Genomic DNA, 22,665 nt, shown 5'->3' with positions numbered 1-22,665 from the left:
ACCAGATGTCCACGACTCCTGTGCTCGCAGTTGAGATGTCCGGCATCACCAAGGCCTTCAGCGGAGTTCCTGTTCTTCGCGAGGTCGATTTTGAACTGGTCACTGGTGAAGTGCACGCTCTCGCTGGTGAAAATGGTGCGGGCAAGTCGACTCTCATGAAGATACTGCAGGGCGTGTATCAGCGTGACAGCGGCGAGGTGAGGGTTGCGGGTGAGACAGTCTCCTTGACCGACACCTTCGCTGCGCGGGCTGCAGGCATCGGTATGGTTTTTCAGGAGTTCAGCCTCATCCCCACCCTCACCGTCTGGGAGAACGTCTTCCTGACGGCTGAACCCATGGGCAAATTCGGTCTCATCAATGATTCACTCGCCCGTGAGAAAGCGCATGCCATTTTCGTGGACATGGGTGTCAGCGTCGACGTCACGAGCCTGCTCGAGAATCTGCCCACGGCGCTCTGGCAGCTCACCGAAATCGCCAAAGCTTTGGCCCAGAACGCCCGTGTGCTCATCATGGATGAGCCCACGGCATCGCTGGCCAAGCACGAGACGAATGCGCTCTTCGAACTCATCGAGCGACTCCAGGCCCGTGGAATCTCCATCATTTACATTTCACACCGCATGGATGAGGTTTACCGGGTTGCCGATCGCATCACCGTGCTTCGTGACGGCAAGAAAGCTCTGACCGCAAAACTCTCCGATGTCTCTCCGGCGCAGATTGTCGCGGCCATTGTTGGACGAGAAATGTCCGGAATCATGGCCTACGAAGACCGCAGCGCGAAGATCAGCACGGATGCCGTGATGACCGTGACCGGTTTGGCTTCCGGCAAACGTCTGTCAAATGTCACTTTCGACTTGCACCGCGGAGAAATTCTCGGTCTGGCAGGTCTCATGGGCAGCGGTCGCACGGAACTCGTGAACACGTTGTTCGGAATCGATCGGGCCTCCGCTGGAACCATCACGATCAACGGACAGACCGTATCCATTCGCAATCCAGGGCACGCGATCTCCCTCGGGCTCGCACTCATCCCCGAAGATCGCCGAGCTCAGGGTCTGGTGCTCGAGCACTCCGTGCAGGAAAACATCACCCTTCCTCTTCTCGACGAACTCAAGAGTGGTCCGCTCCTGCGTTCCTCCAAGATAGCCATACGAGCACAAGAGATCATTGGCAAGTTTTCCATCAAGGTCGCCGACCAAACAATGGATGTCTCGAGGCTCTCAGGTGGAAACCAGCAGAAGGTCGTGATCGGAAAATGGCTCGGCACTGATCCAGACATCCTCATGATGGATGAGCCCACGGCTGGCGTAGACATCGGTACCAAGAAGGAGATCTTGGCCATGGTTCGCCAGATTGCCGACGACGGCAAGGCCGTCATCATCATTTCGTCCGAACTTCCGGAACTGCTATCGGTGAGCGACCGCATCCTCGTTCTCCGAGATGGCGAAGTGGTTCGCGATCTTTCGCGGGCCGAGATCCCATCTGAAGAATTCCTTCAACTCGCTGTGCAAGGAGCATAAATGTCTACGCTGACTACGCAAATGACCCGCAGTTTTCGAATTGTTCAGCGCTTTGACTGGCGTCAGAACATTATTTACGTCGGTTTTGTAGTGGTGTTTATCCTCTTCGCCATACTCCTGGGCGACAGCGGTTTCACGAGTGCCAACAACCTCCTGAACATTGCGCGCCAGACGGCCACCATTTCGATCATGGCCGTGGCCATGACATTCGTGATCGCCACCGCCGAAATCGACCTCAGTATCGGGTCTGTCGCGGGTCTGTCCTCCGTGGTTTCTGCCCTGGCCGTGTCTTCCTATGGACTGGTACCGGGCATTCTCGCCGGCCTCCTGGTCGGACTCGTTGTCGGTGCTGTCAACGGCGGACTCGTGGCATGGCTCAAGGTCCCGTCTTTTCTCGTGACCTTGGGAATGCTCGGTCTCATTGTGGGCGTGGCTCGCTGGATCACGGCTTCTGCACCGGTGCCGATCGCCGATGCCACGTTCATCCAGATCTTCGGTGGCGGTAATGTCGGCGCGATTCCGTCCCTTCTGATTTGGGCCGTGGTCGTTGTGGCCATTGGCGCGGTCGTCATGAACAAGACGAAATTCGGCCGCCAAGTTCGGGCTACGGGTGGGAATACTCAGGCAGCCATGTTTACTGGAGTCAACACCGCCCGGATCAAATTCTACGTTTTACTCCTCTCCGGGCTCGTGGCCGCCATCGCAGGCATGCTCTACGCGGGTCGACTTCAGTCTGGACGCTTCCAGTGGGGAACCGGTGATGAACTCTCAGTCATCGCTGCTGTGATTCTTGGGGGAACGTCCCTCTTCGGCGGCCGCGGTGCAATCATTGGATCACTCTTCGGTGCGCTTTTCATCGGCCTGGTCAACAACGGTTTGATCCTCGCCGGCCTTGAAGTGAGTCAGCAGCAGGTCGTTCGTGGCGCCATCATCATTGTCGCCGTCGCCCTGTCGAGCAAAAAGGCCTCAAGCTGATGCAGCCCCGACTCCGAGCCGGTATCCTCGGCGGTGGTTTCATGGCAGAAGTACATGCCCGGGCAATCCGGGCAGCCGGCTCCGAGGTTGTACTGATCGCGAGCTCTTCGCCCGACAGCTCCGCTCGCGCTGCGGCTCGGTTGGGTATCCACGGTATCGCTCCAAACGCCCGCGCCTTGATCGAGTCCGATGCGGTGGATGTCATTCATGTCTGCACACCGAATGCGTTTCATTCTGAGCAGGCAGGGCTGGCTCTTCTAGCCGGAAAACCTCTCGTGTGCGAGAAACCGTTGGCGACGCGGGTGTCAGACGCGGAAGACCTGGTGAGCCGCGCAAGGATCTCTGGAACACCGACTGCCGTTCCGTTCATCTACCGTTATTACCCTGCGGTTCGTGAAATTCGGTCGCGCATCTCACACGGTTCGGCCGGAGAGATGCACCTGCTCCACGGCTCGTATCTCCAGGATTGGCTCGCACTGCCCACAACCACAAACTGGCGGGTCGATGAGAAGGTCGGCGGCTCATCGCGTGCCTTTGCTGACATCGGCGTTCATTGGTGCGACCTGATGGAGTTCGTGACAGGGCACCGCATCACCAGACTCGTCTCAGCGCTCTCGCGATCACATCCTGAACGCGGGTCGACCGAAGATGCCGCATCCATCTTGTTTGAGACAGATCGCGGCGCATCCGGCACGCTCATCGCCAGTCAGATTACCCATGGGCGCAAGAACCGGCTCCACTTTTCCTTTGATGGAGAACTGGAATCATACCGATGGAACCAGGAGCACCCGGGAAAGTTCACGGCTTCGAACCAGAGTAGTGAAAGCACAATCTACTCTGGCTCCGCAGAGCTGTCCGCCCTGTCGTCCCAGCGTCTTGCACATCTTCCTGCCGGGCATCCGAAGGGATATCAAGATGCTTTCAACGCTTTTACAGCGGATGCCTATGCTTCATTTCAGGACCAGAATGTCGATGGCCTTCCCACGTTTGTCGACGGTTTACGGGCTGCGATCATCACAGATGCAGTGTTGACTTCCGCACAGTCCGGCCGATGGATCGACGTCGTGGGTCCTACTGATGGAACTACTGCTGTGACGAACAACAGCCTCAGCGTCCTCGACGCAGCCCTAACTCAGTAGATTCATACTGACCACGAAGGAGGAACACATGTCTCGACCCGTCACCCTTTTCACCGGTCAGTGGGCCGACCTGCCGCTTGAGCAGGTCGCGAAGTATGCAGCCGAGTGGGGCTACGACGGCCTGGAAATCGCCTGTTCAGGCGAACACCTCGACGTATGGCGTGCCGCAGAAGATGATGCCTACCTTCAGGAACGCCTCGATATTCTCAAGCGCCACAACCTCAAACTCTTTGCAATTTCGAACCATCTCAAGGGCCAGGCCGTCTGCGATGATCCCATCGATTTTCGCCATCAGGCCATCGTTGGTTCGCGAGTATGGGGAGACGGTCAAGCCGAGGGCGTTCGCCAGCGCGCCGCCCAGGAGCTCAAACTCACCGGCATCGCCGCTCGCAGGCTTGGCGTCGACACCGTGGTGGGATTTACGGGCTCAAAAATATGGCCGTACGTTGCCATGTTCCCGCCGGTACCGGAGCATGTCATCGAGGCGGGTTATGAAGATTTCGCGGACCGATGGAATCCGATTATGGATGTCTTTGATGACAATGGTGTGCGGTTTGCCCTTGAAGTTCACCCAAGCGAAATTGCCTACGACTGGTATACGACGGAGAAGACGCTTGAAGCCATCGGACACCGTCCGGCGTTTGGCCTGAACTGGGACCCTTCACATTTGATGTGGCAGGACATCGACCCTGCGGCGTTCATACATAACTTTGCCGATCGGATTTATCACGTGGATTGCAAGGACACCACTTTGCTGCCGAAGGACGGCCGTCGCGGGCGGCTTTCATCGCATTTACCGTGGGGCGACCCGAAACGCTCATGGGACTTCGTCTCGGCGGGTCACGGCAGCGTGGATTGGGAAGCCAGTTTCCGCGCCCTGAACACGATCGGCTATACCGGTCCCATCTCCATCGAATGGGAGGACTCCGGTATGGACCGACTTCGCGGTGCCCCGGAAGCGCTCGCTTTCATTCGGGCACTACTCTGGACGCCAGCGTCGACTTCGTTTGACGCGGTGTTCAGCAACCAGGACTGATGGGGCAGTCCCGCACAAAGTCGCTGAGAGCTATGACATCAATCACATGCCGGGTTGAACCGTTCCCGGTTTCCTGCCAACGCGTTGCTGGCGTAAACAGCTGTCCACTGACTTGTTGATCTGAGGACTCAGCCCCGGCTCATGGGGTCCCCGATAAGACCGGTTACATCAGCCCGGCCGAAACCCACCAGTCCGGCCGAGCGGCACTCCCCCACTCATTCAGAGTGCGGCAACCGATGCGTCCTCCACGAACCAGACGTGTCGGATCATTGCATCGTCGCTTCTCGGTGTAAGGCTAGCGTTGCGAACTTTGAATGTCGTGGGCACGCTCACTGAATTACCGAAGATCAGTGCGTGCTGTTTTGGCAGAGACGGCAGGCGGCTGAGCACCGCTTCGGATATGAAAGGAGTCATTCGTCGGACGTGCTGGAGGTCTTCCGGGTTCTGGATCCGGTGCACCACGAAGTTAGAGCACTGCGAAAGTACCGTCTTGGAGATTTGGGACTGGCACCAGCGCCTCGGGTCCGGTGTTCACGCGGACGCAATCATGGACCGGATCATCCACAACACCATCTGGGTCGAGACCGGCACCTACAACATGAGGGAGCACACCGCACTGGCCACCGCCTAATCGATGACGGAGGCCGTCAGTGGTTCCCAACCACACCACCATTGGCGCGCTCCCGCACGATCGGTGGTGCTCAACCGCACGATTAGGTGGTGCTCACCGCCTCAAATACTCAAGAGCGCCTGACCCGCGTCACGTGTCGGTCTTCGGGCGTCACTGGTCATATGAGGGCTTCATGCTCATCCGCCTCTTTTCATTCCTTTTGGCGCACGACCAGGATTTTTGGCTGCGCTACAGCCAAAAGCCTGCGGCGTCGGAAATCACGCAAAGTTATTTATGGCTCCTTCATTTCGGCGTATAGGCGTCCCGTGTGGAGGGCGAGGTATGAGATTTCATCGATGGAGACTACTCGGTGAATCGCATCGCCAATCAATTGGGCGATGTCGATTGCGGCCTCCACGGCTTCCGGGTAAAGCTGCCGTACCGCTGCAAGCAAATCCTGATGGGAGCTGTGAAGCTGTTCGTCGGCGGCGGCTCGGGCGAACACGTAGCGCAGATGCGTCACAAATCTAGCGGCACTGCTCGCGTTCTCGTCGATGGGCTGACCCCACCGCTCCGCCAGGCGAAGAAATACTCGGCCAATAGTCTCGGTCATGACGACGGTCCTTGAAAAGTCACCCTTCGTCCACTGCTGATTGACGAAGTGCAGGGCGAAGGCCACCCACTCATCGTCCTGCAGTCGGACCCCAAGTCGTTCGGACACCAAGGTCACCACCTGACGCCCCAAGGCTGCTTCGGACGGGTAGAGCTGGGCCACCTCCCAACGGAGCGGGAAATCGATGCGAATTCCTTCTATAGCCCGACGCACTGCGAAGGTGAGGTGGTCCAGGACCGGGATCATCAGAGATTGTCGCGGTTCGAGGCCGAGTGTTGCATGACCCAGTTCAGTGATTGTCTGGGCCAAGGCGATTTGGTCCAGGGGTGCCTCACTCAGCAGCCCGGCGACCTGGGCTGCGCGGTAGGCCCCGTCAGCTACGAAGCGCTGATTGGCCAAGGAGGTGTCGATGGTCTCTCCTGGACGGCGCTGAAATCCGATACCTTTGCCCAGTAACACGACCTCCATCGTGTCGGACTCTATGGCGAGAACCACATTGTTGTTGTAAACCCGTTTGATGCTCGCTTGCGTGGATGGCTTCACTTCCATCGGGTGCGCTCCTGAAAATGTTGGCAGTCTCGTTTGTGGTGGCGAGTCTCCTCGTCGTGCTCGTTTCGTTTCTGTCCCGCAGTCTTCGCTGGACTCAGGACTTCATGAATGGACAGATGCAATTGAGGCACCGAATCCTGGCATAGGGCCGTGATGGGCCCGTTTGCCCAAAAACGCGGCTTTTCACGTCGGCGCAGATTCACGTTTGCAGTTGGGGGAGAAAAACCGGTCGACAGACCTAAGACCGTTTCTGGATCGCGTTCGCCGGCCGACCTGGCAATCATGGGCGCCGCAAGGCAACCCTCATCTGCGGGCGATTCGCGGGCGTTTCCTTCCATGATTACCTTTTTACTTCCGCCGGACCGTGATCACGGACTCGCCATTGGCCTCAAGGTCTGGCGAGCTCATGGCAAATTTGGCACCGTTCATCAAAATGACGGGGGTGACCATCGAGGGCACCTTCATCTTGATGTCGTCGAGGTCGCAACTGATGATGACGTCCCCGCGAGCAACCCGCTCGCCAACCTTCCGATGTCCGATTAGCCCTTCTCCTTTGAGAGTGACGGTGTCGATTCCGATATGGACCAGGACCTCCGCCCCGGCGTCGGTGCGGACAGCGAAAGCATGCCGTGTCTCCGCCATCAGGACAAGTTCGCCATCCACCGGGCTGCGGAACGATCCGTTGGTCGGCTCGATGGCGAAACCGTCACCGACGGAGCGCCGTGCGAAGACAGGGTCCGGGACTTCGTCCAGAGAAACGATTCGCCCTGCGACCGGACTGTAGACGGACTCGCCCCTTTTCTTGAATGGGTTCTGCATCGTTGTGCTCCTTCAGTCGTCGAGGCCGAGGCTCTCATTGATAGCGTTCTTGTACAAGATGGCTTTGCCGCCGTAGACCGCCTGAACGCCGCCCTGGACTTCAAAGACATCCGTGGCGCCGAGCCTGCGCAACGCGGTCTTGTCAACCTTGGCGGGGTCCTTCACGGATACGCGTAAGCGTGTAATGCAGGCGTCGACCTCTTCAAGGTTGGCGGCACCGCCAAGTGCTTCCAAGACCTTTGCGGCTTCCGTTTGAACTGCGCTTTGGCCGGTGAGGTCGCCGACCATAGCCGGGACGAGGGCGGCGCCTTCCGGGGCAGCCGGTTCTGCATCCCTGGCGATAGTGTCCTCCAAGTGTCCGGGAGTGCCGATTCGGAACCGTTTGATCGCGAAGCGGAAGGAGAAGTAGTACAGGGCGAACCAGACCACGCCAATAGGTAACACGAGCAACCAGTTGGTCCGTTCGTTGCCCTGCAGCACGCCAAAGAGCATGAAGTCGATCACTCCGCCGGAGAAAGTGTTTCCAATACTGATGTTCAGGATGTCAGCGATGAAGAAGGATGCACCGTCGAGCACGGCATGGAACACGTACAGCGCCGGTGCGACGAACAAGAACATGAACTCGATGGGCTCAGTGATGCCCGTGATGAATGAGGTCAGAGCCACGGAGAGAAAGAGGCCCGTGTACTTGGCGCGACGGCCCTTGGGGATGCAGTGCCACATTGCCAGGCAGGCTCCCGGAAGGCCGAACATCATGGTCGCGAAACGGCCGGCGAAGTAGCGGGTGCCTTCGGTGAACATTCCGACGTGATTGGGATCGGCCAGCTGGGCGAAGAATATCTTCTGTGCGCCGTCAACCGACACTCCGTTGACGATCTCGGTTCCACCCAGGGACGTGAACCAGAACATGGGGTAGATCATGTGATGCAAGCCAACAGCTCCGCTGAGACGCAACAAGAACCCGTAGAAGAACGTTCCTATCGGCCCAAGGCCCGCGATCGCCGTGCCGGCGCTGACCATTACCTGCTGGATGGGTGGCCATGCGAGGAAGAAAAGGATTCCCACGAAGATCGCTGCGAACGCAGTCACGATCGGCACGAAACGGGATCCACCGAAGAAACCAAGGACGGCCGGCAATTCGATATTGCGGTAGCGGTTGTGCAGCCATACGGCCGTTGCGCCGATGACCAGAGCGCCGACTACGCCTGTGTCTACAGGCTCGGCGCCAGGCTTGAAGATGTCCAGCATCGCCTTGATGGTGGCGGTCATCACCAGGTAGCCCACGATGCCGGCCAAGGCCGCGGTGCCCTTGTCGCGCTTCGCCAAGCCGATGCAGAGCCCAATAGACAGCAGAAGAGCAAGATTAGTGAAGACCGTCGCCCCGGCGGCGGACATAACGCCGAAGATTCCCTGCAGGATCGCGTTGTCCAATCCCGGGTATGCCTTGACAGTATTCGGGTTAGACAGGGCGCCGCCGATGCCGAGCAGGAGGCCGGCGGCTGGAAGGATGGCGATCGGTAGCATAAATGCTTTTCCGACCTTCTGAAGTTGCTTAAACACTGTTGCTTCTTTCATTTCGGGCACGACGACTCCGTCGTGGGTGAAGGGAAGGGCGATCGCTTACGCGAGAGCCGTTACGAAGTCCGTGGTAATTTCCAGTGGCCGGGTAATTGCACCGCCGACCACCACGCAGAAGGCACCCAGATCGATCATCTGGCGGGCCTGCAGCGGAGTGCGGATCCGGCCCTCAGCGATGACTGGCACGGCAGTCCTGGCCACCAACTGTTCGACCAGCGAAAAGTTCGGACCGGGGGCCCCTTGGGATTGGGGCGTATACCCGCTTAGCGTGGTCCCCACGAAATCGACACCAGACTCGGCCGCGGCCAAGCCTTCCTTGAGGGTGGCGACATCTGCCATAAGGACAAGATTCGGGAATGCGGCCCGGATCTGAGCAATGAAGCCAGCCGGGCTGAGTTTGTCCACACGCTCACGGAGAGTGCAATCCACTGCCACGATATCTGCGCCCACGGCCACAAGAGCTTGCACCTGAGTCATCGTGGCGGTGATATATGGCTCGTACGGCAGGTACTGGTGCTTTATGAGACCGATCACAGGAAGCCCAACAGCCGCCTTGATTTCGAGGACGTCACGCGCGGAGTTGCACCGGATCCCGACTGCCCCTCCCTGCTCAGCGGCCATCGCGAAGAGCGGCATCACGCCGCCTCCGGCAGCGAACAGGGGTTCGCCTGGAAGCGCTTGGCAGGACACAATGAGACCGCCACGGAGGCGGTCTATAAGACGGGGATTAGTCATGGATATTCCTCGGACCCTAGAAGACGTATTTGCCCATGCGCATAACCGCACATGAAGTTACGTCTCAGGTTTTGCCGAAAGTAACAATCCCGATGACATACGCGAAAATTCGCGTTGATCTAAAGCATACATCTGCCACGCCGATTTCGGTTGGACAGTATCTAAAGACCCGAGCGAATTGTGACAAAAGGTCGATGCTATCGGGTCACCTTAAGCGCAGGTCCATGCCGGGGCTTGACCGAGGCGCCGATCGCACGTCTCGTCACGCTGTGGCAAGTTCTTACCCCGCCCGAGTGCGATCCGCGAAGTTGCCTTGTAACCCTAGGGATACGAGACGTCTCACGCCCATGTCTTGGATCCCTCCGCGTTCGCCGGAATTTTGCGGCGCGCCGATTCTCATAACTACGTCGCGGACAACTTGGCGGCCGGGCCAGCGTCGCCTTTGGTGCGGTATCGGTGTAATCCACCGGTGGGAGTACTGCCGCGAGATGCCGAGTTCCTTCGCAACATGAGTCACTGGCTGGCCTTTACCGATGACGCGCTGAACGAGCACAGCCCTCCCGTGATGGTTCAATCGGTCATTAGCGTGGGACAAGAGCACTTCCTTGTTCGTGGCGACTTTGACATCTTCGTCAGAACCAGGGGTTCTTCCTATTTCAGCGGTCGGCTGTCACCAACCTGGCGGCTCAATTCACCGAGCGCGCCGCCAGCGCCTTGGTGAGGGAGCTTGTGGAGGTTGTCGAGCTGTTGATGCGCCAGTCGGTCTCCTTGAGGAAGTGGAACCAGACGAAACCGGTGACGTCGGGTTGCTTCGCCAGGTAGGCCACCAAGGCGGTGTTCCACTTCGACTTCGACCCGCCGGCCTCGGCGGACGAGGTTTCGGCGATAATGATCTGCTTCCCGGGCGCCAGTGCGCGCAGTTGGGCGAGCCCAGTGTCGAAGAGGGCCGCTGGTGCCTGCCAGGTGCTCCAGGCCGCCGACGTACCCCAGTTGTACCCGTCCAGCGCAACGACGTCGACGTACGCGGCGCCGGGGTAAAGGCCGGCCAGCGGGGTCGAACCGGTGAACGGGATGTTCGGGCTCCAGACCCAGGACACGTTGGTGGCTCCGGCTGCGGCGACGACGTCGTGCACGTGGCGCCAGGCCGCAGCGTAGTCGCCCGGGGCGTTGCCGTTAACGCTATCCGCCCAGGGATACCAGTTGCCGTTCATCTCATGGCCGTAGCGCAGCATCACCGGCTGCCCCCAGGCGGCCAGGGCCTGGCCCCACTGGGTGAGGTAGGTGTCGTAGGTGCCGTCAGTGACGCGAGTAGAAGAGTAGGCCGGCTGGCTTAGCCCGCCGCCCCAAACCCAGGGTTCCCAGGTGATTAGGCTCGTGGCTCCGCGCGCCCGCACGGAGTCGAGTTCGGCGATCGACAAGGCCTGGTTGAAGTCTTTGTACGACATCACGATCGAGGGGCTCTCGTTTACGAGAGTGGCGACCGCGTCCAGTTCAGAATTCGCCAGGGCGCCGCCCGGGGTGGCCACCCCGAAACGTAGACGGGACGCGCTGATTGGGGCGCTCGTTGTAATGGCCTGCTGGGTGAGGGTGGTGGTGGCTGCCGGGTCCACCGCGGTGGAGACGGGGGCGAAGCTGACGGTGAAGGACGCGCTGGCCGTCACGGTGCCGACTGTTGCCGTCACCGGCAGGATGCTGGTTGTGGTGTTGGGAACCGTCAGATCGGCGCTGAAGGTCCCGTTCGCCCAGGTTTGAACCGCAAGACGGGTAGTTCCCATGGTCACCGTGACCGCGGTGTTTCGCGGAAATCCGCGTCCGCTGGCGGTGAGTGTGGAGCCGGCCGGGCCGGTGTTCGGGCTCAATGAGAGAGTGGTGGCACTCGACGCGGCCGACGCGCTGGGGGCGGCAGCCATGCCGGTGGATCCGGCCAGGATGGTAAGTAACACGACCGAAACCGCGACCGCGGATCGGATGTGACGGTGTGCGCGCATGGAAGCTCCCGGGTGGGGAGATTCACTCGGATACCACGGCACAATGCCGCAGTGAAAATCTCTTGTGTCGTCAGAGTAGGGCATCAAGGGGGCCCGCGGAATCGGTGGGGTCTGCTGGCCGCAAATAAAAAAACGTCGGTCCGCATGTACTTCAGGCCAGCACGTTGGGGTACCCAGGAGGTGGTGGCGTGCGAGGAGAGTCGCGCCGTGCCTGCTGGCGGATCCGGCTCGCCCGGGAACATCTCACTCCTGCGGGACACCAAGGAGCAGAGCCTGGTCACCTGCAACAAATCGCCCCTTTCACCCGAGTGCACCTCCACGCGGGCGAGAGCGAGGCCGTTCAACTCGCCCTCGAACCGCGGAGCTGTACCCACTGGGATGAGAACGCCGCGGCGTTGCGCATTGTCGGCGGTACTTACACCGTCACAGTCGGCATCCTCGGGGCCGGCGGCTGGACCAAGGAGGCCACATTCCCGCTGAGAAGACTGAATCAGCCCGACTTGTCCCCGTCTTGAGCCGGGGCCAGGAAAGCGCCGACCAGCACGCTGAAGAATTAATAGTTTCGAATGCTTTCGGCGGCAACAACGACCTCATTGCTCACCCGAATATCGATCTCGTCGTCGTCCCCACACCGGGTCCGCAACGCAGAGTGCTAAATTACTTAGTAGGTCATCGCTAGTTCGGATGCGTTCAGCGACGTTTAGCGTCGCGATTGAGCGGCCGCGGAGATTTCGGATTGACGTTGTCCACCTCCCCCTTGATGGGGGCGGTATCGACACCCCTACCGAATTACAGATCGGACCCGCATGTTCAGCAACCTAACCGGATGGCATTCCCTGATCATCCTTGCAATCGTCGTGCTTCTCTTCGGCTCGTCCAAACTTCCCGCCCTTGCTCGCAGCCTTGGGCAGTCGACAAAGATTTTGAAGAGCGAAATGCAGAGTACGACCCCCGCCGAATCAGGCCTCGATGCCCCGGTGGCCGCTACACCCGAGTCACCGGAGCCTGCCCCCCGTCTCTGAGACGGGTGCCAAAGGGCATACAAGGAACGCCCGCGATATTGTCGCGGACGTTCCTTTTTTCGTAGCTGGTCCGGGGTCAGCCGGAGGTGACCTTCCCGCCCTCGCTGCCCTGCGTGTCCTGGTTGAGCTGGGCGTCGGTACAGACCCGTCGGACCTTTACAACCTGCACGGTCAACGTCAACCAGATGGCGGCGACGATGGTGAAGATCGCTATGACCGTGACCTTTCCCATCGTGACAAAGGGTTTGGGTTCGGCCGGATGGTATGCCGACTGGCCCACCGTGACATTCACGGTTACCGAGTCTGTGATCGGTTGCTCGCCCATAGACGGTGTGTAGTGGGCGAAGAATTCCTGCGGCCCGGCCTCTGACGGCCGGTAGAGGTGGTCAGAGTCTCCGCCCAGGGTCAGGACGGCGACGCCCGTGGTATCGGTGGCGATTGTGCCCAGGGGAAGGAGCCGTTCCCCCAGTGCGCTCGTCGTCGTGAGGAATTCGACATCCCCCTGGGACATGGGTCGACCGTCCGGATCGGTGAGGGTCGCGGTGAGCCGCACTAGGCCGGTCGCTTCCACCCCGGTCAGGGCTATGGATGCCGTGTCTGACGTCGTGTCCGCCTGAGCGGGAGCCGCAGCCCCGACTGCCGCCCCACCCATCAGCCCCACGAGCAGGACGACGATACCCACGGATCGGGCCATCCGCCCGTTACCATCGACCTTTTGCCCGGATTCTGCTTTCCGGATAGTCCCATTCGCGGCGTCGATCTCCTCGATCTCGTCGATGGACAACAGGGGCACCACCCGGAAGAGCAGCATGAGCAGCAGCGGAACGGCGGCCGCTGCGGCGAGGGTCATGGCCACTCCGACCCATGTGATTCGAAAGTCGCCGAAGGTTCCGGTCATGTTGTCGAATGTGGCCGGAGCAACGACCATGAGCATCCGTTTCAGCCACATTGCCGGAACGACGAGGGCCGCCGCTGTGACGATGCCCCACACATTCCTGGTCCAGGGCAACGCCATGATCACGATCGGCAGTACGCCCCCGACGATAACGAATAGCCAAAACCAGACGGCCAGGCGGCCGAGCAGGAGCTCGTGAAACACTGCGAGGGTGTCTGGTTCACCGATGTACGCGCCAGGCAGGAGATCCGCAAAGGTCATATAGAGGTAGGTCGCGGAGAAAGTGACCAGCAGCATCCCGAGACGGACGAAGTGTCTTGGGGTGATAAACGCCTCCAGGTGGTAGCCACGACGGAATGACGCGACGACAAGAATGACCAGCGCTACGCCCGAGTAGAGTGCTGCGACGACGAAGTACGGCGCCCAGATGCTTTCATTCCACCAGGGCCGGTTGGTTAGTGTGAAGGCCCATGACAGCACGGAATGCACCGACACCGCCAAGGGAATGATCATGATCGACACCAGTCCAAGTGACCGGTTCAGCACCCTCCGTTGTACAGGGTTACCCACCCAGCCGCGAGATAGGACTCTGTACAAGCCGGCTCTGAACCGGCCGAGCCGGTGCGGGCCCTCACCATGCAGGATGGCCATGTCCGGCACGAGTGGCAACAGGAAGAACACCAGGGATGCGGCGGTATAGGTCATCACGGCGATAAAGTCCCAGAACACTGGGGCCGCGAAGTTTGGTTGGGTCAACAGCTCCCAGACGCGCTCCGGGCGTCCCAGGTGCGGGATGATGAGTGCCGTGCCCACAAGCACAGTTACTACTGCGGTGCCCTCGGCAAGCCGGGTTAGCGGTGCACGCCAGTCGGCGCCGGTGAGGCGCAGGATCGCGGAAACTACCGCTCCGCCGTAACTGACCCCAATGAATGTGATCACGTCGGCGATGTAGATGCCCCAGAACGCCTGATCGTTGTAGCCGGCGACGCCCATCCCAAACACAAGCTGTACGATCCAGGCGACGACACCGGCCAGGACCACAATGCCGAGGGCGGTGATCGCGTACCAGTAGCGGCGGCTGGGGGTCCCGAATGGGCGAAGCGCTGCGGCCCGGACCGGGTTGCTCACGAGAGGTCCTGTCCGTGGCCGCGAATGTAGTAAACCCGCGGGTTGGTCCCGAGTTCCTCCTTGAATCGCACGGCGTCGTTCTCTTTGAGAAATTCGGAGAGTACCTTGACGTCACCGAGGCCATTCACGGCGACGTCGGTGATCAGGTCGCCGACATACATGACACCCATTGGGCAGCCGGTCACGCACGCGGGTAGTTCACCGTACGGCAGTCGGTCTGCGCATAGAACGCACTTGCCGACTGTTCCCTTCTGTTGGGGCACCGGCATTTGCGGCGTCGGAGGGAATGGCATCATGGTGACTGGTTTTGGTTCGTTCCAGTTGAAGTAGCGCGCCTCGTAGGGGCAGGCCGCCATGCAGGCCCGGGAGCCGACGCAGGTGTTCGGGTCGACGAGGACGAGCCCTTCGTCAGTGCGGAAGGTGGCGCTCACCGGGCAGACCGACAGGCACGGCGGGTTCTCACACATCATGCACGGCCGTGGCATCGGATAGGTGCCCCCTGTGCTGTCCTCCATCGAATACACCTTTATCCAGGTCTGCTCCTCCGGTAGCTTGTGCCGCTGTTGACAGGCGATTGTGCACGCTTTGCAGCCGTCGCAGCTTCGGAGGTCGATGACCATGCACCACGCGTGCTCCGGTCCTTTCCCCTTCTTTCCATTCGTTCCTCCCTGCCCGGTTGTCGCCTCCGCGTCGTCGTTGAGGAACCCGAGGGCTATGGCACTTCCGCCGGCTGCCGCGATCCCGAGGGTGGCGAGGAGGTTGCGACGGCTGAGAGTGTGCGACTTGCCTTCCGTGCCGACGCCGGTTTTTCTCACCCGGTTGTCGCCTGCCTCGACTGGCTCGTCTGCTTTATTAGACATTCGAATGTCCTGCCAAACTGCTTGGTGTTCGTGAGTGGAACGGGTGAGCGCTGCGTTCAGCGCTCGGAGACACGCCGTGGGATGCGTCGTGGGATAGTCGGGGCGAACGTCACCAGTGCGGCGGCGGCCGCGATCAGCGCGAGAGCCGATCCGGGAATGCCCCACATTGTGAAGTTCATAACCACGGTCGGGCCCACGACCAGTGGGGTGAAAGAGTCGATGGTCATCGGTGCGGAACCATCCAGGTTGTGTCCCATCTGCCAGAGGCGGAACTGCACATCGGCCAGCGCCCCGACAGGTATAAGCCACAATCCGGTGCAGGCGAGACGTCGCCACCAGGCTCTGTCCGCCGCTGTCGCAATGATTACTCCCAGCACAGCGAGCAGGATCACAAACGGCCACAGCGTCATCTCGGGCATCCCCGTAGCGTCGAAGCGCGGCATCCCGATGTAATGCGAGAGCACCGTGATCTCACTCAGGTCGCCACTGACGCTGTTGCCGTACGCTTTGATGTCGAGGCCGGCTGGGTATTGGGGGGCGAGGAACCTCATTTGCCAGATCGGCAATGTGGCAGCGACGAGTACCAAAGCGATCCCGGCGACACCGGCAACGATCCGCGCGATTCCGATTCGCGTCACCGAACCTTGCCGGAAAAAGCGGGCGAAACCTTCGGTTCCTGCCGTCATGAGACCGTCAGCGTTCCTTCCATTCCGCCTGACCGATGCCCGGGTATCGAGCAGTACACCGCGTATGTGCCCGGTGCTAGGGTGACGTCTGCCTCGACGGTTTCACCAGCATCAGCCATGAGATGCACATGCAACTCATCGATCAAGAGGTCATGCCCTGTCGTTCCCTTGTTCGTGAAGCGGATCGTCGTTTCGCCCGCGACCGCAGTGAGGGCGGCCGGCGTAAAGGAGAACTCCTTGCCGACCACGGCAAGCACCGCGGTGGACGAGCTGGACGAGGACGTCGCCGACCGGTCAGGCTGAGCCCCGCCGGTGCTGCATGCCGTCGCCAGCAGGACCACGGTCAAGAACAACGATGCAAGGCCCGCGCGTCGCGAGGATGCCGGCCTCATCAGGCGCCCGCCGGTGCCACAAGCAGCCACCCGTACATTTCCATGTGCATGGCAGAGCAGAACTGAGCGCAGTAGAAGGCGAACGATCCCACCCGGTCGGCGGTGAACTCCACGCTCACGGTCTCCCCCGGGTCGAGCGTGGCCTGAAGGTTGTGATTGGGCACTGCGAATGTGTGTGTGGCGTTTTCCGCTGTCTCGATGTTGGTCAGGTGGATGCGCAGCTTCTCACCGACAGTGACCGGGATCTGCTCAGGAGTGAAGTGGCTGCGCATGACAGTCGCGTAGACATCGACGAAGCCGTCCGCGCGCACGATTCGTTCCTGCCCGGAGGCGGTCGCGAACTCCGATTTAGCCATGGTCTCCGGGTTGGTACCCGGAGGGTAGACCGTGAGCGGGCTGAGCCGGTCGACGCTGATAATCTGCGCATAGTGCGGCTCGGATCCGCCGAGGGGCAAACTGCTCAGCACGCGTGGCGGCGTGTGATCAATGTCGAAAAGCTCCAAGTTCACCGGATGCTGCGGACCAAGTTTCTGCACCTGATCGAGCGACCACTTGTTGAGGGCGACCATGTACGTCCCGACCGGCGCTACAGTGTCTCCGCCGGGGATCGCGAGGTGGCCAATGTTGTAGTGCACGGGGATCTTCTCAAGAACGGTAAACGGTTTTTCAGTCACACCGGCATCGGGACCCAGGGTCCACTTGATGATCGCACTGTCAATGAAGAGGCTCGTGTACGCGTTGCCTTTGCCGTCGTACTGCGTATGGAGCGGCCCGGCACCGAGTTCGACATGCGCCGCAGTAACGGCCGTGATTGGGATGATCGGAACGCCGTAACGGTCCGTGCCCTCGAAGTTCTTGTCCTCGATGGCCTTCTTGATCATCGTGATCGAGTACACCGTCACAGCCGGGTCGAGCTTGCCCGCGATCACGATGTAGTTTCCGTCGGGAGAGACCTCAACTCCATGCGGATTCTTCGGCTCAGGAATGAAGTGCAGGATACCCTCGCTGATGGCGACCTCCAGCGGGATCACGCGGATGCCGTTCCGCATAATGACCTTGCCTGCAGCGACGACCTTTTCGGCTTTCTTCCAGTCAATGACGTGGAGGTAGTCGTATTTGTTCTTGGCCGCCCCGATTTCAATCGGCGGGTTCTTGTGAGACATGCCGACCGAGAGCTCGGCGTTGAACGAATTCAGGAACCCGTAGCCCGCGCTGGCCAGCTTGCCCATGTCCGCGAGGTCCTGATTATAGGGTGGGAGCTCGATCTGAAAGCTTTTTTCGGGCACCAGGTGGCCCGTCGTCTGGTCGATCGCACACCAGCTCGAGAAGCCTCGATAAAGGTCCGCGTAGCTTTCGAGCGGCGCATATCCGTTATCGGTAATCGGCCGGGGAGTGATGGACGACACATGGGCGTACTCGGAATCGGGCGTGACGAACACTCCGCCGTGAGCGCTGCCGATGTTGGGGATGTCGTAGATCTGCTTCGTCTTGTAGTCGGCGAGGTCAACCATACCGATCCGCCCGTTGGCACGGTCGTTGACGTACAGCCAGCGGCCGTCATACCGGCCTTCGGTTTCCGAGAGGGCGGGATGGTGGGTGTCGCCCCAGCTCAGCAGATTGCTCTTGGTCGGATCGGACCCCCGCGGGATGACGCCGTCAACGTCCGTACCAAAGCCATATCCAGAGAATGAATCGCGAGAGAACACGGGAATGATCTTTAGCAGCCGCATCGAAGGGATGCCGATGATCGAGATCTGACCGGAGTGCCCGCCGGACGCGAACATGAAGAACGGATCATACTTGCCGGGTGGCACCACCGACGTCAGAGCCGCACGGGCCTCGGCACCGGTCAGTCCCCGGCTTGAGGCCACAGCCGCGAGTTCCCCACCGGCTCCTAGATTGTTGCCAACGTTCGTGCCGGTGATGCCAACGGCCGCGCCAGCGACCACACCACCGCCAACCTTGAGAAAATCTCTTCGTTTCATGGCGGGGATCTTCATGGCATGTTCCTCCTACTTGTCGCAGGTTCACACGGCTTTTCGGCGCGCAAAACAGGCACTTATGGCAGGTCATGCTCGCCCAGCTGAGGATCCCGAACAGGAGGCGGGCCACTACGGGCAGTGGGTCGCGTCAAAATACGCTTGACGCACGTCGTCACGTTTGCCGCGGCGGCTCCCACGATGCGACCGGCGAGACTTGGCCGGGGGCATGGGGTGGACGCACTCCACTTGGAATGCGTTCTAGCCTACCAATTGGATGATGCTCATCGAAGCATACCGGGTCTCGCCCCCGGTTCCGGAACAAGGGCGGTAGTTCTCATACTGTCGCCGTCGGCACAACTGTGGATTTCGTGGGTGAACGGATCGACACCAGTCGGAGCCAGAGCGCCGACGCTTCTCAGCCTTTGTGAATCAGGTCTACGATTCTTTGGGCGTTGTCGTCTGGAGCGATGCTGATCTGCACATGATCATCCTCCAAGGCTTCCATCACCACGGCGGCAGCCTGTATCTCGCCGCCGATCTTGATAATCAGGCGCGCCGAATCTCCGGCTTGGACAGCCTTCACCGTGAGGGCGTTAAAGACGATCGCCCCGTCTTCGGTGAACGTCACGTCAACCGCGTTCTGCCCCTCACCTTCGGCGATGGTGGCATCCTTCACTCCAGCTCGCTCAAGTGCGGATGGGAGAACAACATTCTCGCCATTGACCTGAACGCATTGCGGGTCCGCCCCATCAGCGCACGTCTCCGATACTGCCAACTCGATCGCTCCCCCTGTAGCCGACGCTGTATCGCTGGCGCCAACACCAGCCGAACACCCACTGAGGGCCAACACGATAAGTACGACCAGAGAGAGCCTAGGGGTTCGAGAAGCCATGAATATTCTTCCTTAGACGCGGGAGATGAGTGCTGGTACAGCTGCCGCGTCCAACCATTGTTGCCCGCCGCGGATTGGCGATCTACAAATTGGTCATTTGCACCAGCAGCGTCTCGGCGGCACTGGAGATGCTGCCAATTGAGGAGAGAGTGACGATGCCAGCAACGCCCCAGAACCAGTGGACGCGCTTTCCATCTCGGGGCACAGGTTACCAGGCATGGACTGGCGAGCGTTCGGGGCGTTCACTTCGCGGGCATCACGGCCGGGCGCCGCTCCATGTGCCGCCAAGCTCCTCCGGTCAGTGGACTCAGCGTGACGAGCGTGTAGACGACCGCGACGATTCCGAAGGCGAGCGACAGTCCGATCGTGTCGGCGGCGAGGCCGCCGAGCAGGGCGCCGAACGGCACCCCCGCCCACGCACCGGCGTTGATCAAGCCGAACACCCGGCCGCGCATGTGTTCAGGAACGCGTTCAAGCTCCACCGCGCCGAGAATCGGATTAATCGCCCCAGCCGCCAGGCCCGAGAGCACGGTCATCGCGACGAGCACGGGCAGCGGCGCACCGATAGCGAAGGCAGCGCTCGACGGGCCGCCAGCCACGGCAAAGCAAACCGCCAGGGTCACGCGGCGGGGCACACGGTGAGCGACGAAGCCGAAGGCCACGTTGCCCACCAGAGCGCAACCGCCCATGACCGCCACCAGCAGACCCAGAGCGGCCGCGCCTCCCAGACGATCGTTCGCGTAGAGGGGCATCAGGGTCGAGCCGCGGGCGGCGTCGAGCAGGTTCGTGACCAGCACGAGGCCGACGACCAAACGCATCAGCGGGTCGTGGATGACGAAGCGAAAGCCTTCAGACAGGTCGGCCCAATACGAGGTATGGGGAGTGTCAACGCTGTCGCCGCTCAGCCTGACGGTGGCAGGGACGGCTGCCACGAACGTCCAGGTCAGCAGCGCTGAGACCGCGAACGTTGCCGCGTTGACGAAGAGGGCTGCGATCGGCCCCAGGAGCGCGACGAGCAGGCCGGCGATCGAGGCGCCGATCAGCTTGGCGAAGCGCTCAGAGCCGTCGAGGAGCCCGACACTCTGCTCGATCCGCACGCCGGCCCGTACCGTCAGCCCGGGCAGCATGACGCGGCGGGCGGTCTGTCCCGGGGTGTCGAGCAATCCGCCCGCGAATACCAGGATGAGAAGGGCCCAGAATGGCAGCCCGACGGTCAGCGCCAGTACCGGCATGGCCAGCACGGTGGCACCGCTCACGAGGTCCGCAACGATCGCCGCTCGGCGGTGACCCACCCGGTCCACGACAACCCCGCCGAGCGCCCCGCCGACCACAACCGGGGCGGTAGCGAAGAATGCCGCGATTCCCACCTCGACGCCCGACCCGCCGAGGCCGAGGACGTAGAAGGGGATGGCGAACGCTGTGATCACGTTGCCCGTTTGCGAGATCGCGTGGGCAGCCAGCAGGGCCGAGAGGGCGCCGGTTGCGCGGCGGTCGCGAGGCAGCGCCTCGTTCATGTTCTTGCTCATCGGCGGTCTGACTCAGGGACGGCGATAGGCCTGGTAGACGAGCACCACAGGCTCGGCGCCGTCGGCCGTCGCCGGGTCGTGAGCAGCGCTCGCGTCGACCCACCGGGTGACCAGGGCTTCGAGCTCGGCCCGCATAGTGCCCAGCTCCTCGACCGTTAGACGCAGGCTGCGATCCCCGCTCGCGCCTGCCGCGACCCACTCACGAGGCAGGGCAGGTGTCGCGTCGATGTAGTCCGTAAACCGGGCGGCGTAGGCCTGAGCAATCGACTTCTGCAGAACAGAAGACGCCGCGAGCTTATCGGGGTCGTCGAGCAGATCGGCGGGCTCCCAACTGGTCAGTAGGGTCGTGGCCTTCCACCAACGTTCGCGGTGGTCGGTGCTCTGAGCCTCGGCGGGCTCGATCAGGGCGATGGAGGCAAGCTTGCCGAGATGGTAGCTGATGGTACCGGGAGCCTCATCGACGATGTCGCCGAGCTGGGCTGCGGTCAACGGGCCGCGTTCGCGAAGCAGGCCGAGCAGACGCAACCGGGTCGGATGCGCGAGGACCCGCATGGATGCAGCCGAGCTGAGCGTGGTGCGTGAAGCGTCGCGGGGGGACATACCGCTGACCCTATAAGAACAACAGTTATTGCGCAATGATTGTTGCGCGATAACTGGTACTCGAGCGCCCTCTCGCTCCTAAGCTGAGCCCATGGTCAACGAGGCGAAACATGAGGGCCGGGCTCTTCGGATCGAAGGTTTGGTGAACGCACGCGATCTCGGTAGCCTCCCACGACAACTCACGGCACGACAATAGAGGGCGCATTTCGCTCCGCACTTCTCGGCCTCGACCTGGTCACACTCCTCGAATCCCCGGGACTCAACGACGCCAACCGGGCCGCGGTCACGAACTGGCGAGGCTCCGTCTGACCCGGGTGCACGACATTTCGCCCTGAGGTTCCGCTTGCAGCCTTTAGGTTGGTGGGATGGATGAAGAGGTTCTGGCCGGGGGAAACTCGAGCATTGTCGTGCGGGTGGGCGATACCGTTCACCGCCCCGCCGGTCCTTGGACTCCTGCGGTACATCAACTTCTGAGCACACTCCGTGCGGCGGGCGTGATGGAAGTACCTGAGCCCTTGGGTCTGGACGAGCAGGGCCGCGAAGTGCTCTCCTACCTTCCGGGGATCGTCGGCAACTACCCGTTGCCCAGCTGGATCTGGTCGTCGACGATCCTGCACGAGGCTGGGTCCTTGCTCCGACGGGTGCATGACGCGAGCGCACCCCTCGCGCACTCGGCAGCCACATGGCAGTTGCCTGCACACGAGCCAATCGAGGTGGTGTGCCTGAACGACGTCGCACCGTACAACATGGTTTTCCAAGACGGGCACATCACCGGTCTCATCGACGTTGACATGGCCTCCCCCGGGCCTCGGATTTTGGATCTGGCTTACCTCGCATATCGACTCGTCCCGCTCGGCGAGTACTCAGACCCTGACGCGCCCGGACGAGATGCTCGCCCGGGCCGGCTCGATGCGCTCATCCGTTCCTACGGCTATGAGTTTGACCAGGCTGCCGTTCTTCGGGCGGCAGCGGACCGTATGGAGGATCTGGCCGTGTTCACGGATCAACGTGCCGCCGACACGGGCCGCAATGATTTCCTGGAGCATGCCGCACTGTACCGACGCGACCGCGACCGACTTCTCGACATGATCGCAAGCCTCAAGGCCCCGTGAACGCGGATATCCAG

Annotated in this window: 19 protein-coding genes and 2 pseudogenes; 7 read left to right on the top strand and 14 right to left on the bottom strand. The window is 61.1% G+C overall.

Going from position 1 to position 22,665, the window contains the following annotated elements:
• Positions 1-5 precede the first annotated feature (5 nt).
• From E3N94_RS13075 to E3N94_RS13050, 5 genes and pseudogenes are all read left to right on the top strand, one after another.
• Positions 6-1,514, top strand: coding sequence for a sugar ABC transporter ATP-binding protein (locus E3N94_RS13075; protein WP_198416294.1), 1,509 nt, complete (start codon positions 6-8; stop codon positions 1,512-1,514).
• Positions 1,515-2,489, top strand: coding sequence for an ABC transporter permease (locus E3N94_RS13070; protein ID WP_104100456.1), 975 nt, complete (start codon positions 1,515-1,517; stop codon positions 2,487-2,489).
• Positions 2,489-3,628: a Gfo/Idh/MocA family oxidoreductase gene (locus E3N94_RS13065; RefSeq protein WP_134570378.1), complete on the top strand. Its 1,140-nt coding sequence runs from the start codon at positions 2,489-2,491 to the stop codon at positions 3,626-3,628. The genes E3N94_RS13070 and E3N94_RS13065 overlap by 1 nt, the downstream gene beginning before the upstream one ends.
• Positions 3,629-3,656: 28 nt before the next feature.
• Positions 3,657-4,664, top strand: coding sequence for a sugar phosphate isomerase/epimerase family protein (locus tag E3N94_RS13060; RefSeq protein WP_134420653.1), 1,008 nt, complete (start codon positions 3,657-3,659; stop codon positions 4,662-4,664).
• 502 nt (positions 4,665-5,166) lie between these two features.
• Positions 5,167-5,295, top strand: a pseudogene (locus E3N94_RS13050) (ATP-binding protein); the annotation flags it as partial.
• A gap of 271 nt (positions 5,296-5,566) precedes the next feature.
• On the opposite strand, the gene E3N94_RS13045 reads toward E3N94_RS13050, so the two are convergent.
• The 6 genes and pseudogenes from E3N94_RS13045 to E3N94_RS13020 all read right to left on the bottom strand — a co-directional run bounded on the left by E3N94_RS13045 (position 5,567) and on the right by E3N94_RS13020 (position 11,556).
• Positions 5,567-6,436: a PRD domain-containing protein gene (locus E3N94_RS13045; RefSeq protein ID WP_134420655.1), complete on the bottom strand. Its 870-nt coding sequence runs from the start codon at positions 6,434-6,436 to the stop codon at positions 5,567-5,569.
• 348 nt (positions 6,437-6,784) lie between these two features.
• On the bottom strand, positions 6,785-7,255 hold the full coding sequence (locus E3N94_RS13040; RefSeq protein WP_104171233.1) for a PTS glucose transporter subunit IIA: 471 nt from the start codon (positions 7,253-7,255) through the stop codon (positions 6,785-6,787).
• Positions 7,256-7,267: 12 nt separating this feature from the next.
• On the bottom strand, positions 7,268-8,830 hold the full coding sequence (locus tag E3N94_RS13035; protein ID WP_241986198.1) for a PTS transporter subunit EIIC: 1,563 nt from the start codon (positions 8,828-8,830) through the stop codon (positions 7,268-7,270).
• A gap of 45 nt (positions 8,831-8,875) precedes the next feature.
• Positions 8,876-9,568: an N-acetylmannosamine-6-phosphate 2-epimerase gene (locus tag E3N94_RS13030; protein WP_134341913.1), complete on the bottom strand. Its 693-nt coding sequence runs from the start codon at positions 9,566-9,568 to the stop codon at positions 8,876-8,878.
• Positions 9,569-10,028: 460 nt separating this feature from the next.
• Positions 10,029-10,163 (bottom strand): annotated as a pseudogene (locus tag E3N94_RS17275) (leucine zipper domain-containing protein); the annotation flags it as partial.
• Positions 10,164-10,254: 91 nt separating this feature from the next.
• A complete protein-coding gene (locus tag E3N94_RS13020; RefSeq protein WP_134570377.1) occupies positions 10,255-11,556 on the bottom strand; it encodes a glycosyl hydrolase in 1,302 nt (433 codons plus the stop codon).
• A gap of 806 nt (positions 11,557-12,362) precedes the next feature.
• Here E3N94_RS13020 and tatA point away from each other — a divergent pair.
• Positions 12,363-12,578 (top strand): twin-arginine translocase TatA/TatE family subunit, encoded by a 216-nt coding sequence (tatA, locus tag E3N94_RS13010; RefSeq protein ID WP_104100451.1) that lies wholly within the window; start codon positions 12,363-12,365, stop codon positions 12,576-12,578.
• 76 nt (positions 12,579-12,654) lie between these two features.
• On the opposite strand, the gene nrfD is transcribed toward tatA, so the two are convergent.
• The 8 genes from nrfD to E3N94_RS12970 all read right to left on the bottom strand — a co-directional run bounded on the left by nrfD (position 12,655) and on the right by E3N94_RS12970 (position 21,539).
• Positions 12,655-14,601, bottom strand: coding sequence for an NrfD/PsrC family molybdoenzyme membrane anchor subunit (gene nrfD / locus E3N94_RS13005; RefSeq protein ID WP_134511787.1), 1,947 nt, complete (start codon positions 14,599-14,601; stop codon positions 12,655-12,657).
• A complete protein-coding gene (locus E3N94_RS13000) occupies positions 14,598-15,416 on the bottom strand; it encodes a 4Fe-4S dicluster domain-containing protein (protein ID WP_166785812.1) in 819 nt (272 codons plus the stop codon). The genes nrfD and E3N94_RS13000 overlap by 4 nt, the downstream gene beginning before the upstream one ends.
• A 101-nt stretch (positions 15,417-15,517) precedes the next feature.
• Positions 15,518-16,099, bottom strand: a complete 582-nt coding sequence (locus E3N94_RS12995; RefSeq protein WP_134416691.1) for a hypothetical protein — start codon at positions 16,097-16,099, stop codon at positions 15,518-15,520.
• A gap of 44 nt (positions 16,100-16,143) precedes the next feature.
• A complete protein-coding gene (locus tag E3N94_RS12990) occupies positions 16,144-16,488 on the bottom strand; it encodes a cupredoxin domain-containing protein (RefSeq protein ID WP_233191351.1) in 345 nt (114 codons plus the stop codon).
• Between the two features lie 50 nt (positions 16,489-16,538).
• Positions 16,539-18,539 carry a Sec-dependent nitrous-oxide reductase gene (nosZ, locus tag E3N94_RS12985; RefSeq protein WP_134416693.1) on the bottom strand — a complete coding sequence of 667 codons (2,001 nt, stop codon included), beginning with the start codon at positions 18,537-18,539 and terminating at the stop codon, positions 16,539-16,541.
• Between the two features lie 397 nt (positions 18,540-18,936).
• Positions 18,937-19,197: a hypothetical protein gene (locus tag E3N94_RS12980; protein ID WP_104100445.1), complete on the bottom strand. Its 261-nt coding sequence runs from the start codon at positions 19,195-19,197 to the stop codon at positions 18,937-18,939.
• A gap of 458 nt (positions 19,198-19,655) precedes the next feature.
• On the bottom strand, positions 19,656-20,939 hold the full coding sequence (locus tag E3N94_RS12975; RefSeq protein WP_134570375.1) for an MFS transporter: 1,284 nt from the start codon (positions 20,937-20,939) through the stop codon (positions 19,656-19,658).
• Positions 20,940-20,951: 12 nt separating this feature from the next.
• The gene (locus E3N94_RS12970) at positions 20,952-21,539 is read right to left on the bottom strand and encodes a helix-turn-helix domain-containing protein (protein WP_104100443.1); all 588 of its coding nucleotides are present in this window, start codon (positions 21,537-21,539) and stop codon (positions 20,952-20,954) included.
• 365 nt (positions 21,540-21,904) lie between these two features.
• Between E3N94_RS12970 and E3N94_RS12965 the strand changes: the two genes are divergently transcribed.
• Positions 21,905-22,651: a phosphotransferase gene (locus E3N94_RS12965; RefSeq protein ID WP_104100442.1), complete on the top strand. Its 747-nt coding sequence runs from the start codon at positions 21,905-21,907 to the stop codon at positions 22,649-22,651.
• The last annotated feature ends 14 nt before the right edge of the window (positions 22,652-22,665 follow it).

This window comes from Cryobacterium sp. Sr3 (assembly GCF_004402835.1).
GTDB classification, from domain to species: domain Bacteria; phylum Actinomycetota; class Actinomycetes; order Actinomycetales; family Microbacteriaceae; genus Cryobacterium; species Cryobacterium sandaracinum.
This window is presented reverse-complemented; position numbering and strand designations above follow the sequence as displayed.